The organism is Moorena sp. SIO3I8 (assembly GCF_010692325.1).
GTDB lineage: Bacteria > Cyanobacteriota > Cyanobacteriia > Cyanobacteriales > Coleofasciculaceae > Moorena.
On record NZ_JAAHHW010000063.1, the window covers coordinates 24,831 to 38,893 of the forward strand.

The following is a 14,063-nucleotide window of genomic DNA, read 5'->3' on the forward strand; positions in this document are numbered from 1 at the left end:
CGTATTTTTCGATTATTTTAGTATACAGCGCTTTTCATAACTATAAGCTACATAGGTTTTTTCCCAGATCCGCTGTTCCCAGATCCGCTGTTCCCAGATCCGCTGTTCCCTAAAACCGAGGAATCTGTCCCTCATACCCTTTAAAACCGCTATATTCAAGACATTTTTGCTCATTTTTGAGGAAATTGGGAATTTAGGAGCAAGGCCAAAATCATGATTAAATCTTGGATGGTAATTGGACTGGTAACCCTGCTAGTAGCATTTGCTGGTAACTTAATCACCACACCCGAAGGAGTCAGATGGTTCTATCGCCTACGTCGTCCGCGATGGCTCACCTTCGAGAGAGCAATTCCCCTGATCTGGATAACTATCTTTATTTGCGGTGCTTGGTCAGCGTATATAGTTTGGGAAAATGACCCAGGTAGCCGAAGCACCTGGTTGCTGATGGGTTTATATCTACTACTAGAAATCATCACCATCGCTTATACACCCGTGATGTTCCTATTTCGTAGCCTCACAGTTGGCACCATTATTGGTGGCACAGGTGCCTTATTAAGTCTTATCCTGGCTTTACTGATTTATCCCGTATCTATCGTGGCGTTTTTGTTGCTACTTCCCTACATACTTTGGAGTCCGATTGGGACCTACACTACCTGGCAAATGAGGCGACTTAATCCAGGAGCAGCCTAATTTTTGGCGTTGCTTAATAATGGAATGATTTTAAGCGTTTTTAGGTGCGCTTGACCTAGGCACATCAGGCGTGGAACTGGCATCTTGCCAGTTTCAATATATTTTCGGGCGGGCAGGATGCCCACTCTACTCCTATTCATCGCTTGATTCACCAACGCCTAATTTTTTTTACCAGAAATTAGTAATCATCTGTGCCATAAACAGTTTTCCCATCAGGCATAACCGCAAATTGTAAATCAGCACCTTTTAGATTAGTACCCTTCAATACCGCATCTTGCAAATTGGCGTAACGCAAATTAGCTTTATAAAGGTTGGCACTAGTTAGATTAGCCTCCCTCAAAATTGCACCATAAATACTAGCATGACTCAAGTCAGCATGCTCCATATTGGCACCAGTCAAGTCAGCTTCTCGAAGCTCAGTACGATTAAGAATAGCAGCACTTAAATCAGCATTAGCCAATCGGATATTGAGCAGATTAGCATCACTGAGATCAGCACCTTTCAAGTTAGTATCTTTAAAATCAGCGCCATCTAAGTCAGCAGAGGTTAACTTCGCATTTTCCAAACGAGCACCAATCACTTTAGCATCTTTGAGTTTAGCCTTCTCTAGGTTACTATCGGATAAGTTAGCTTGGCTAAAGTCAGCTCTGCTAAAGTCAACTCCACTTAAGTCAACTCCACTCAAATCAAAACCCATGAGATCACACTCTACACAGGTCTTAGTTTTTAAGATTAATTCAAGCTTTTTTGTCTTGGCTTGTTGATGTTGAATGGTCTTACTGGAGTTATCATTAGTTTTTAGGGATATGCTGACCGGTTGCGCAGATGATAGATGAAGAGCAATTGCTATAGTTACCCCTAAGATAGCAGCAATGATTAAAGATAGCTTAATGTTCATAAACAAAAGCTTGCCCAGATTGACCCGAGAGTAGAAGCTCTACTGAGATAGATATAATATATTATTAGCCATACCGCAAAAAAAGTTTAAAGTTTTGTGTATAACAATAGCAGCTGTTTGCTGTAGTAAGAGGAGAGGCTTTGCCATAAGGGAGCGATAATAGAGCTAGTTTCCCGTTTGGTTGTTATCCCCCCTATGCTCCCTGGGTAGACTATAGGGTGTAGCCTAGAAAAAAAATAGTTACTTAAAAAATTTCTTTAATTATAGCATGACATGGCACGAGAGCGTAAAAATTGTAATCAGGCTATGCTGCTAAAAGCTGCCATTATAGATTACAGCGTGGCCAACTAGATGGCAGTTAGATTAAATCTTAAAAGTTACCCACCAAAGCGCGGAATTTAAGGATTAAGGAAGTTCCATTATGTTAGTTTGTCCCCAGTGTCAGTTCGAGAACCCAAATACCAACAAGTTTTGTCAACGATGTGGAACTTCCCTAACCGATAAAACTTGTCATGAATGCGCTAGCCAAGTGCCCCTAAATGCTGAAACTTGTCACAACTGCGGTGCGTTCACAGGAACGGTTTGGAGGGCAATTATTTCTAAGCAGCAAAATTCGGCAACCTCCCCGCAGTATTCTCCTCAAACCCCAGTTGAGGTGTCAGAGTCCTCAACTGATCAGGCTACGGCAGTAGCGGTGTCGCAACCAGAGTCTGACCAGACCGAGAGGGAACTAACCCAGCCAGCATCATTCCTAGAAACAAGACAAGAGTGGCTAACGGAATCGGATACTATACTAACAGAGCCAGGGGATGATGGCACCTTGTCCCAAGCATCAACAGTCAACGCTGATGAAGCATCGATAAACAACAGAGGTGGCTGTGATCAAGTGGAACTAGAATCTGGAGAGGAGCCATTACTAGAGATTAGCCCAATACAGAAGAAACCTCAATCTACTGAAGCTTCCACCTGGTCAATTCTTAATCTCGAAAACCCAACTTCAGAAACAGCAACAATTGTCTATCTAGACCAAGGTAAGCGTTACAGAGTACTAGAACCTGAGAAACTCTCTCAGATAGGGGAAAGTAAGACAACAGACCATAGTATCTTTGTCACAGTTTTGGACTGCCAACCGTTACAAAAGTCTCCCCTAGAAACCCTGATTAATCAAACAAAATTGTCTCCAGAGAAATTCGATATATCGACAACCCAAGAGCAGCCAAAACCTTCCTCGAAAGAAAACGTAGACGTTTGGAAAGTCCTAGATATCCCACAGAGTGCTAAACCCTATTTGGCTCTCAAGGACTTATGTTATCCTAGTGTGCCAGAAATTCATGATGTTTGGCAGCAAAATGGTAAGGCGATAATCCTGCTAGAAAACCGTTCAGAATGGCAGTTACTGAGTAAGTTGTGGGGGTCAGAAGAGTTTTCTAAACTGCAAATCCTATACTGGCTCGATGAAATGGCAAAGCTTTGGCAAGCTCTAGAGCCTTGGCATTGTCGTCAGAGTCTGTTGGAACTGACGAATCTCCGGGTGGATGAAGACCAAGCACTAGGTTTGGAGCGTCTATATCCGGATATGGAGGAAAATCCGCTAACCTTAGAGGATTTGGGACAACTGTGGCAACGATTATTTAACGAGTCCCAGCGAACCCAATTTACCTCCTTGTCAACGGTTGTCCGGCAGTTGTGTACTAAGGAAATTGAAACCATTGAGGAATTGCGATCGCATCTGCAAGGGATTGCTGACGAACAAGAATCTGACCCATACGAATCCGGTATGGAATTAACTGAGGCTGTACTCTCAGAAATGGCAACGGCAGACACTGAACCTCCTGATAGCCAGGAATTATTGTCTGATCTACCAGGAAAAGAGCAACAAGGGGATGACATGCCAACGGTACTGTTGCCAATGAGCTTGCAGAGTCTCGATGATCTCGGTAGTACAGATATTGGTCATCAAAGAGATCATAATGAGGATTGTTTTGGCATCGAGACCCAACTCAAAAAGCAGGAAAATCCCATTGGTCGAACTATACAAGCTCGTGGTTTATATATTCTCTGCGATGGCATGGGAGGGCATGCGGCTGGGGAAGTAGCCAGTTCTATGGCAGTAGAGGTACTCCAGAATTACTTTAAACAAAATTGGCAAGACGAGTTTCCCACAGAAGATAGTCTCAGGAAATCGGTATATGTAACAAATCAAGCGATTTTCGATATCAACCAACAAAATGCTCGCTCTGGCAGCGGTCGCATGGGTACGACTCTAGTCATGATGTTGATTCAAAATACCAAGGTAGGGATTGTCCATGTCGGAGATAGTCGGGTCTATCGTCTAACTCGCAAACGGGGCTTAGAGCAAATCACTATAGACCACGAGGTGGGTCAACGAGAAATCCAGCACGGAGTAGATCCAGAGCTGGCTTACTCTCGCCCTGATGCCTATCAACTAACTCAAGCCCTTGGACCGCGCAGTGAGCAATTCCTAAATCCGGATGTGCAATTCATAGATATCGCAGAAGATACTATATTCTTACTTTGTTCTGATGGTTTGTCAGATAATGACCTGTTGGAAAATCACTGGCAAACTCACTTAGCGCCTTTACTAAGTTCCCGAGCTAGCCTCGATCAGGGTCTGGCTAACTTGATTGAGCTGGCAAATGAGCATAATGGTCACGACAACATTACACTAATCCTAGTTCGGGTGAAGGTGCGACCAAACTTGGCTCAACCAAAATTACATTAGGTGATTAGTTGTATGTGATTAGTCATTAGTTGTATGTGATTAGTCATTAGGTGATTAGTTGTATGTGATTAGTAGCTGCCAGTAGATTCTGGTTAGTCACTTTGGACAAAGGATAAAACCGACAAAGGATAAAACCGACAAAGGATAAAACCGACAAAGGATAAAACCCACAAAGGACTTTGGACAAAGGACAACTGACTATGGTCACACTGACCCTATTAGATCCGTTAAGCCCCACTCCAGTGCAGCAGTGGAGCTTTCAGAGCAAATCTACGATTCGCATTGGTCGTGCTCCTGATAATGATGTGATTGTCGATGACCCGATCGTGTCACGACATCACCTGGAACTCAGGGCTAGTGCTTCCCCATCGGGTCCGATGTGGCAGTTGGTCAATCAGGGTGCCAATGGCACCTTCCTCAATGGTGTCTTGGTTTCCCAGGGGGTGCTGCCGGAAAAGGCTCTGATTCAGCTAGCCCAGAAAGGTCCGAGGCTGGAATTCCAAGTTCAAACCCAGCAACTACCTTCCCTAGCACCCAAGCCCTTGACTGAGACTACTAAGCCATGCCAACACCAAGGCAATGCACCAGGCAATTTGTTCTGTATTCACTGTGGTCAACCCTTGGTGCCAGTCGAGGGAGTCATTCGCAACTACCATGTTTTGCGGACATTGGGACAGGGGGGAATGGGAACCACTTATCTTGCCTGGGACAAAGTTAACAGCAAGGATGGATACCCACTCCTACTAGTACTGAAGGAAATGAATGCTGACATGGCTCAAATTTCCAAGGCTCAAGAACTGTTTGAACGAGAGGCTCGCACCCTGAAAACCCTGAATCATCCCGGAATTCCGCAGTATTACGACTTTTTTGTGGAAGGGGGGAAAAAATACTTAGCAATGGCTCTGATCCACGGTGAAGATTTAGAAAAACGTGTCTTGAGCACTGGACCAGTCACCTTGCCCCAGGCAGTAGAGTGGATGATTCAGACTTGCGATATCTTAGACTACATCCACGACCGCCAGCCGCCTCTAATCCACCGAGACGTTAAGCCCGCGAATTTGATGGTGCGCCATCGAGATAACCGAATTGTGATGTTGGATTTCGGTGCTGTTAAAGAAATTGGCACAATACCAGGCACACGGATTGGTGCCGAGGGATATAGTGCTCCTGAACAAGACCGAGGTCAGCCTTGCACTCAATCGGATCTTTACGCCATTGGCCCAACTCTAATATTTCTGCTCACCGGGGAAGCTCCTCTAAAGTATTATCAAAGGCGTAGTTCAGGATATCGGTTTGATGTATCAGGCGTTCCCACTGTTACTCCCCAATTAAGGCAAGTAATTGAGCGGGTTTGCCAACCAAGAGCTTGCGATCGCTACCAAACGGCAAAAGAGCTGATCCAGGCTTTGGTTGCTTGTATTTAGGAGTCGGCGTCTTAGAATATGAGCAGAAATTTCACGGCCAGAATTTGGCGATCCCTAGTGATTAGGATAAGGGGGGGCAAGGGAATCAAGAAAGGATATACTAACCCTACCCGCGCTGTATCCTCATCCATAGCCAAGCTCCACCGATTGAAGCGTGGACACCAAACGGGAGCGAAACAAGTCAGATCAAGTCCGGTTAATTACTTCTAAAAATGGTTGATCCCCGTTGATCGCCTTTTGTCAATTGTCAATTTTCTATTGTTAATAGCAAATTGTTAATAGCAAATTGACCACTGACAAGTTTTAATTGTCAATTTTATGTCAATTTTCATTCTTACGAACAACAGAGATCGATAAGTACTTAACCTGACACTGGATCAGATCATTCTTCGTCCCAGGCTTCCACAGCTAGTAAGTCACTGATCGGGTCTTGCATGGTAAACCCGAATTCAGTCAGTTCCTGTTTCCAGTGGGACCATTTGTCCCCATAGAGCAGGGCAATTTTCCAAAGGCTGTCACTGGGTTTAATAATATTGGATTCCGCCAGTGAACGCACATGGCGTTGCAACTTCACCATGGGGTGAGTAACTGTTTGAGTCATACTCTAAAATCTCTAAATCAATTCTGTTGTTGGATTGGCTTTTGCTAATACCTGAACTACAATGCTTCCCCTTTGCGTTAATGCGCCGATCTGTAGAGTTTTGTACGGCAAGGAAGCCCCTCTATACTCTTTTAGCGCAATCGGATGCATTTAAGCAAGCCCGATTTGGGTAAATGTACGGGAATCCCTACTTTAACGCTAACCATGGACACGTAGTCAGGTTATGATAGTAGATAGAGCCCAAGCAAGTTAGAGGCAATTACAGCAGTTTTTCCATGACCCAACCACCACACCTTGTTCCCTATGGTTCCTGGAAATCCCCTATTACCGCTGACATGATTGTTCAAAGCAGCGTTAGGTTGGGCAGCATTGCCCTTGATGAAAAGGATGTTTACTGGATTGAAGGGCGACCTGCGGAAGCTGGACGCAATGTAATCGTGCGACGCACCCCTGATGGCAAAACTGTTGATCTGACTCCCGAGCGCTTCAATGCTCGTACTCGGGTTAACGAGTATGGTGGTGGTGGTTTTGCGGTTAAGGATGGCAAAATTTACTTCTCTAATTTTGCTGACCAACGTCTGTACCAACAAACCCCAAACTCCAAACCCCAACCCCTAACCCCCATAGCTAACTGGCGCTATGGTGATGGGGTAATTGACCAGGAAAGAGGACGTATAATCTGTGTGGGAGAAAACCACACGGTGGATGGGGAACCAGTCAATACCTTGGTTAGCATCAGCCAAGAAAACGGTGAAGATATTCAAGTGCTAGCCTCTGGCTGTGACTTTTACTCCTCGCCGCGCCTAAGTCCGGATTCCTCTAAACTCGCTTGGCTAACCTGGAATCATCCCCATATGCCCTGGGATGGTACTCAACTATGGGTAGCTCCAATCTTAACCGATGGTTCTATAGGTGTTGCAGAGCCTATTGCTGGTGGGGGGGATGAGTCGGTATTTCAGCCAGAGTGGTCACCAGATGGTGTCCTTTACTTTGTTTGCGATCGCACTAATTGGTGGAATCTCTACCGCTGGCAACCAAGCCAAGGGGCAATCGAACCCCTGTGTGAAATGGAAGCCGAGTTTGGACTACCCCAGTGGGTCTTTGGTATGTCTACTTATGGCTTCGATGGTGCCAATCGAATCATATGTACCTATACTCAGGAAGGAAACTGGCATTTAGCTAGTATTGACCTAAAAACGAAGCAGCGGTCGGTGATTGCTACACCATACACCAGTATTTCCGACCTAAAGGTAGCTGATAATCAAGCGGTTTTTATCGCTGGTTCTGTAACAGAAGCAAGCGCTATTGTTCAGTTGGACTTGACAAATGGACAAATAAATGTACTGAGGAGTAAGCGTGAGTTAGCTATCGATACTGGCTATCTATCGCAGCCTGAAGCGATCGCATTTCCCACAACTAATGGACTGACCGCCTATGGTTTCTTCTACCCACCACAAAACAAAGACTACACTGCACCAACCTCCGAAAAACCACCCCTAATTGTCAAAAGCCACGGTGGACCTACGGCAGCGACTTCCAGTACCTTTAACCTAAAAATTCAATACTGGACCTCTCGTGGTTTTGCCATCCTAGATGTCAACTATGGAGGCAGTACTGGCTATGGGCGGGACTATCGTCAACGCCTTAAAAACAACTGGGGAATTGTGGATGTTGATGACTGCACCAATGGAGCAAAGTACCTAGCTGAGCAAGGACTAGTTGATGGTGAGCGACTGGCCATTGCAGGGGGAAGTGCTGGGGGTTATACAACTCTAGCTGCTCTGACATTCCGAGATGTGTTTAAAGCTGGCGCTAGCTACTACGGTGTAAGTGATTTGGAGGTACTAGCCAAGGATACCCACAAATTTGAATCCCGGTATCTAGATGGCTTGATCGGTCCTTATCCAGAACGTAAAGATTTATATCAACAGCGATCGCCTATTCATTTCACAGACCAACTTTCGTGTCCTGTAATTTTCTTCCAGGGGCTAGAAGACAAGGTAGTCCCCCCTAACCAAGCAGAAATGATGGTGGCAGCTTTGAAGGCTAAGGGGTTACCTGTAGCCTATGTTACCTATGAAGGGGAGCAACACGGTTTTCGTAAAGCAGAAACGATTAAACGGACTCTGGAAGGGGAGTTGTATTTTTACTCCCGGGTATTTGGATTTGAGCTAGCAGAGGCGATAGAACCTGTAAATATTTATAATTATTAGTTATTAGTTGAGTTATTAGTCATTAGTCATTGGTTAATTGCCTTGATCAATTAAGTTAGTCTGTAGACATGGAGCAACACCTGCGAAGTAAGCCAATGTCAGTATTTGTCTATTGGTTTCGATATTATTGTTCACCATAAACTCATCAACAATGACTAGGCAGGAAAGACAATCAATAACCAGTGAGTTACAAACTCAGGCAATCATTCTCGGTGGATGGGTCGCTCTGATGTGGATTGTAGAGCTGGTGGATATATTCATTTTTGGAAGGAAACTTGATCTATATGGCATCATTCCCCGCAACCCAATTGGGCTGCGGGGTATTTTATTTGCCCCTTTTCTCCACGGTGGTTTTTCTCATCTGATTTCCAACACTATACCTTTTCTTGTCCTAGGCTGGTTTGTAATGTTGCAAGAAACTAGCGACTTTTTCGTAGTTACCAGCATCACCATGGTGGTTGGTGGTCTTGGGGTTTGGCTGTTGGGCGCTCCCAATTCAGTTCACATTGGGGCAAGTGTGCTGATCTTTGGCTACCTAGGTTTTCTGCTATTTAGAGGCTTCTTTGAACGAAACCTACCCTCAATTTTTCTATCAATTCTAGTCGGCTTCCTCTATGGTGGTTTAGTTTGGGGTGTCTTACCTTCACAGCCCCATGTATCTTGGCAAGGACATTTATTTGGTTTTATCGGCGGTATCCTAGCCGCACGTCTACTGGCAAGGCGTAAACTCTCTTCGTAGTGCTAAGTTGTGAGTGCTCAGTGGGAAAGTGAAACCAGACCATACAGGAAATGGCTCAAAAACAGAAATTCCCTCATCTTGTGGGTTCAAAATGGACAGCTAAACAGAAAACTTGGGGCTGGCGGCATTTCCAAGTGGTCAATCGTAAAAACCAAGGAAAGTGGGTGTTTGCTGAAATGGTGGCTTCTTGTGACCCGAATGTCCGTTTTTGGCTGAATGCTAAACAGCTTAAAGATCCTGGCTTGTGGCAAGCAGGCTGGAAATCTTTAGCCGAAATCGAAAGCGAAGAGTAACCAATCCCCGTTGATATAGTATCAACGGGGATTTTGAATCAAAATCTCCTAAAAATCTGTCCCATCTGGCGATATCCCTATCTCCCCATCAATCTACAAGATTGATGGGTATTCAACCGGACTTGATATAAGACGGAACTTTCATGCCCATGCATAAATCCCACAAGCTTCCAGTTTCCCCTGACCAACCCCCTACTCGGTCAAGCAGAAATCCTTGGTGCAGATGATTAAGGGTATTGGCTTTAAGCTAATAGTAATAGGTTTTAAGTATTTTGTATCGTTAGTGATGGGGGTAAAGATGTTTGTCACACAACGGTTCCGGTTGACAGCAGCATCTGATTGATAACATAAATGGCACGCTCCTTGAATTCAAGGCAAGCTAGTAATTGTTTATGGTTAAGTGTTTATTGTTTATTTGAGTTTTATGGTCATGGATGGAATCAATAAAGCAGAAATGCGGGAAAGACTGGGAAATCTTGAGAAGATACGTGATATAATAGTAGGCTCTAAGCTGCGAGAGTATGATACTCGCTTCACGAAGATAGAGTCTGACTTATCTATGTGGCAGCAGGAAATACGCGATCGCGTTGAGCAGATCAAAACGACTCTCTCAAAAGAAATGGCTGCTGCTGTAGATTCCCTGGAAAAAAAAATAAGTACTCTTAGTTTAACTGCAGCCGAAGAGAGGAATGAGATTCAGGAGCGGGTTGAGCTGCTCAACAAAAAGTTTTCTAAGAGTATTGAGGTGCTCGACGAGACAGTCTACAAGCAGTCAACCTCCCTAAAGAAGGAACTTTCAGAAACTAAAGAACAGCATCAGCAAGATGTGATCAATCTCAGAAAGCAGATCTTGGCCGAGCTGGAAACTAAATTTGCACAGCTCAAAGATGCCAAAGCCTCGAAAGCAGATCTCGGAGACATGTTGTTAGAGTTGGGTTTGAGGCTCAAAGGGACTGAATTGGTTCCAGCACTCAAAGAAGCTAGTGATGGGTGGTCTGGGTTACCACAGACCAAAGGTCATAATGGTACGGTCATGGAGAAAACTGCTACTAATGATGACGAGCATCTCCAGTTAATCAAGCAAACTCAGACTTTGGAATAGACTTGGCACAGTCCGGCAATGTCAGTAACAAAAATTAACTTGATTTTCTCGCTAAGATTAGTTTTAAATCAAGGTGCGTTCGCGTAGCGGCTCTTTGCTGAGCATCGCTGATTTTTCCAAAAGGTTAAATAGTAACGGATAGCCACCAGTGGCATTTTCAAACCAAAATCCGGCTGATGCCTCTCAGCCGGAAAATTCTAGATCAGAGTCAATTGAGGTCAATTCGAGTACAGAAGACGAGTTGAAGGATTTACTTAATTTACTCGTTGACCTCAAGATTATTGATCACAGGGATAAACCTAGCCAACATCCTAACTCTAAGCAGCAAGGGATGACCTCTGATCAGGGAGACACTATTAAACAATCCGATTCATCCGGTGACCTTGAGGTTCCGGCTATTGAACCTCAAACTGACCGTGGGAGTAGCAGCCTCCCGTCTAGGGTTCAGGAGAAAGAACCATTAGCTCAAGAAAGGGATCAACCCCAATCCTTCGGTGTCAAAGTTTTTCCCGATCAGAACCCATCACCACAGCTTCCTACACCAAAGGAGCATCTGCCGCAAATGCCTCAAAATTCCGAAGATCCAGTATTAGCTGAGAAGTTAGTCCAATCCGAAACCACAAAAACCAACCAAGACCTGCAATCAAAGTCTGATCACGACACCTCCCAGGAATTAGACACCTTGGCTGAGATTTTACAAGAACTGGTGATATCTCCAGAAATGGCAGAGTTTCGTGACCAGATAGAAAGGCTAGCCCAGAGACAAGGCAGGCTTGAGCATCGGATTTATCAACCTCAAGAATTGATTAATCTATTGCTACCAGTGATGGCTAAGCTCCTGGATCTCACAGTAGCTCAGTTCAGTACCTCGGTTACCGATTCCCTGACTCCCATCATTGATGAAGTCATTGACCACAGAACTCAACAGGATAAAGTGTGTGTGGGAGAAGCGATCGCTCCGGCAGTTCCAATAGCTATTTCCTCCCGGATCATGGAGTGTCCAGAGGAAGTTGGGTTTGCGATCGCACCAGAAATGGCAGCAGCGATCCGGCAACAGATTATAATTGAGCGAGACGCCATGGTAAATGCTCTGTATCCGGTCATTGGCAGTACCATTTCCACATACTTAGCAGAAGAAATCCGAGCTATCAATGAGAAACTGGAAAATGCCCTCAGCGTTGAAGCAATTAAGCGCAAGATTCGCGCTAAGGTGCAGGGAGTTTCTGAAGCGGAATTGCTGTTTCGGGAGGTGATGCTGTTTCGGGCGCGAGCGATCTTTTTGATTCATAAAGACTCTGGTTTAGTGATTGCTGAGGTACAACCCTCTGACAGCCAGCACCTAGAGTCAGATATGGTAGCAGGGATGCTCACCGCTATCCGTAGCTTTGTCAATGACTGTATCGCTCAGTCTGGGGATGTGGCAGAAATCGATGCTATTGACTATGGTACATCCAAGATCATCCTGGAAGTAGAGGGATACTGCTACCTGGCGGTGTTAGTTCAAGGGGAACCCACCCACCAGTTCATTAATCAGTTGCGGGAAAGCCTAGAAACTATTATTACCCATTATGGTAAACCGATCAAGTCTTTTGATGGATATCATACAACTATCCCGGTGGGAGTCAAGGGAATTTTACAAAATTTATTAGATCAATCCCTTAGTCAAGGGCGTCGTGATACTCAGGAAAATCGGAAAAAAGGCAAGAAACCGCCAGCCTTATTGGTGGTTGGCTTGGGGCTTCTGGGTTTAATCGCTGTATTTGGGGGAATTTATCAGCATAGGGCTAAAATAAACCGTCGCATTGAGCAAAAAACTCAACTTGCCCTCGCCTATTATGCCCCAGAAGTGTCTGATTATGGTTTAACAGTTAAAGCCAATCGCCAGAGACTAAAGCTAGCTGGACAGCTACCGAATCAGGCTCTGCGCTCAAACGTCGAGCAAATTGCCAAAGCTGCGGCCCCTAACTTAGCGTTGGATAATCGAATTGAGGTGATCGAACTCCCTTATACTGATGAGTTAACCAAAGCTCAAGTCCAACGGGTGAGAAACACCTTGAATCAAATGGATGGAGTGGTAATTGTAGCATCTTATACAGAAGGCAGGGTGACCGTAAAAGGAGCGATACTCTATGCTAAAGATTTCCCTAAGATTACCGAAGCCTTTGAGAACATTCCTGGTGTCAAGTCGGTCGAGAACAATTTACAACTCCACGGATCAGACCTTACCAGCCGGATCTACTTTGATCTTGGTTCAGCCCAGTTGAAACCAGAGGATATAGGCACTAAAATCCGATCAATTAAGGAATTTCTGGAGCGGTATCCTCAAAAGCACCTGAGGATAATCGGCTACGCCGATCCTAGGGGTCAACTTACCGAAAATCAGGGATTGGCACAACAACGAGCCCAAATGGTAAAAGATGTGCTTGTTCAGCAAGGCATTGATCCCAAGCGGCTGCAAGTGCGTGGGGTTGGCAAACGCCCCCCAGATGTTGATGCTAGTCAACCGCTGTGGTTAAATCGATGTGTCGTATTTGATCCGTTTACCAAGAAATCCAGTTGAAAGCCCCTTTGGTTTAGCTAGGAGATCACAACAAGTTATGGACTTTAGTCCCTTGTATATTAAATGTGTATTAAATCTCAAATCAGGAGGTGATCCAACTACTGCAATAGATCACTAACACTAAAACCATAGTGCTGTCTGGGAACATACGGTCGGTGAGCAATTAGGTGTTCAAGTCCGCTGAAGAAATCATATCGTAAACTTGTTCAGATGTGGAGCCACGCCCATCTCTTAACAACTGTTTACAATCCCCGAGAGTTCAAACCAGTTGTCAGCAACCAGTAACAATGTCCACTATTGATCGAAAAATTTGCCTAGTTGGAGACTTTGGTGTAGGCAAAACTAGCCTAATCCGCCGATTTGTGGAGGGTGTGTTTAGTGACCAATATCTTTCAACAGTCGGAGTGAAAATTTCCCGCAAAATCATAAAATTTAAGGATGAAACCCGATCAGAACTGCTGGATATAAAATTGATGATTTGGGATTTAGAAGGTCATACTAAATTTAAGGGAATTTCACCAACTTATTTAAAAGGAGCTCAGGGTGCAATTATTGTTGCTGATGTAACTCGCATGGAAACCATTGAGCACATTGTTCATCATATCGATCTGTTTTTATCCATCAATCCCAAAGGGTTGATTATTACTGCCTTAAATAAATCCGACTTAGTTGATCAAGCAAAACTGGAGGAATTGACACAGATGTTACAGAAAAAAACTGCCCAGCAAGACCAAGTCATAGCAAGTTATTATACCTCAGCGAAAACCGGGTTATACGTCGATGATATATTTTACCAATTA

The 14,063-nt window shown here is 44.6% G+C and carries 11 protein-coding genes; 9 read left to right on the forward strand and 2 right to left on the reverse strand.

The annotated features are described in order from the left end of the window. Window positions 1–213 precede the first annotated feature (213 nt). On the forward strand, window positions 214–690 hold the full coding sequence (locus tag F6K51_RS22055; protein ID WP_293024213.1) for a TspO/MBR family protein: 477 nt from the start codon (window positions 214–216) through the stop codon (window positions 688–690). Between the two features lie 178 nt (window positions 691–868). Here F6K51_RS22055 and F6K51_RS22060 read toward each other — a convergent pair whose 3' ends face one another. After that, window positions 869–1,588 carry a pentapeptide repeat-containing protein gene (locus F6K51_RS22060; RefSeq protein ID WP_293024216.1) on the reverse strand — a complete coding sequence of 240 codons (720 nt, stop codon included), beginning with the start codon at window positions 1,586–1,588 and terminating at the stop codon, window positions 869–871. 421 nt (window positions 1,589–2,009) lie between these two features. On the opposite strand from F6K51_RS22060, the gene F6K51_RS22065 reads away from it, so the two are divergent. Then, window positions 2,010–4,331 (forward strand): serine/threonine phosphatase, encoded by a 2,322-nt coding sequence (locus F6K51_RS22065; RefSeq protein WP_293024219.1) that lies wholly within the window; start codon window positions 2,010–2,012, stop codon window positions 4,329–4,331. Between the two features lie 200 nt (window positions 4,332–4,531). Continuing rightward, entirely contained in the window at window positions 4,532–5,755 is a 1,224-nt protein-coding gene (locus tag F6K51_RS22070; RefSeq protein WP_293024221.1) for a protein kinase, read from the forward strand. A 382-nt stretch (window positions 5,756–6,137) separates the two neighbouring features. Here F6K51_RS22070 and F6K51_RS22075 read toward each other — a convergent pair whose 3' ends face one another. Further along, window positions 6,138–6,356 (reverse strand): DUF4327 family protein, encoded by a 219-nt coding sequence (locus F6K51_RS22075; RefSeq protein WP_071103068.1) that lies wholly within the window; start codon window positions 6,354–6,356, stop codon window positions 6,138–6,140. Between the two features lie 275 nt (window positions 6,357–6,631). On the opposite strand from F6K51_RS22075, the gene F6K51_RS22080 reads away from it, so the two are divergent. From F6K51_RS22080 to F6K51_RS22105, 6 genes are all read left to right on the forward strand, one after another. Next, window positions 6,632–8,569: a S9 family peptidase gene (locus F6K51_RS22080; RefSeq protein ID WP_293024224.1), complete on the forward strand. Its 1,938-nt coding sequence runs from the start codon at window positions 6,632–6,634 to the stop codon at window positions 8,567–8,569. 151 nt (window positions 8,570–8,720) lie between these two features. Then, entirely contained in the window at window positions 8,721–9,308 is a 588-nt protein-coding gene (locus F6K51_RS22085; protein ID WP_293024226.1) for a rhomboid family intramembrane serine protease, read from the forward strand. A 50-nt stretch (window positions 9,309–9,358) separates the two neighbouring features. Further along, window positions 9,359–9,601, forward strand: a complete 243-nt coding sequence (locus tag F6K51_RS22090; protein ID WP_008181697.1) for a TIGR02450 family Trp-rich protein — start codon at window positions 9,359–9,361, stop codon at window positions 9,599–9,601. Between the two features lie 400 nt (window positions 9,602–10,001). Beyond that, the gene (locus F6K51_RS22095) at window positions 10,002–10,703 is read left to right on the forward strand and encodes a hypothetical protein (RefSeq protein WP_293024231.1); all 702 of its coding nucleotides are present in this window, start codon (window positions 10,002–10,004) and stop codon (window positions 10,701–10,703) included. A gap of 148 nt (window positions 10,704–10,851) precedes the next feature. Beyond that, window positions 10,852–13,263, forward strand: a complete 2,412-nt coding sequence (locus F6K51_RS22100; protein WP_293024234.1) for an OmpA family protein — start codon at window positions 10,852–10,854, stop codon at window positions 13,261–13,263. A 287-nt stretch (window positions 13,264–13,550) separates the two neighbouring features. Next, on the forward strand, window positions 13,551–14,063 hold a 513-nt coding region (locus tag F6K51_RS22105; protein WP_293024237.1), incomplete at its 3' end, for a Rab family GTPase.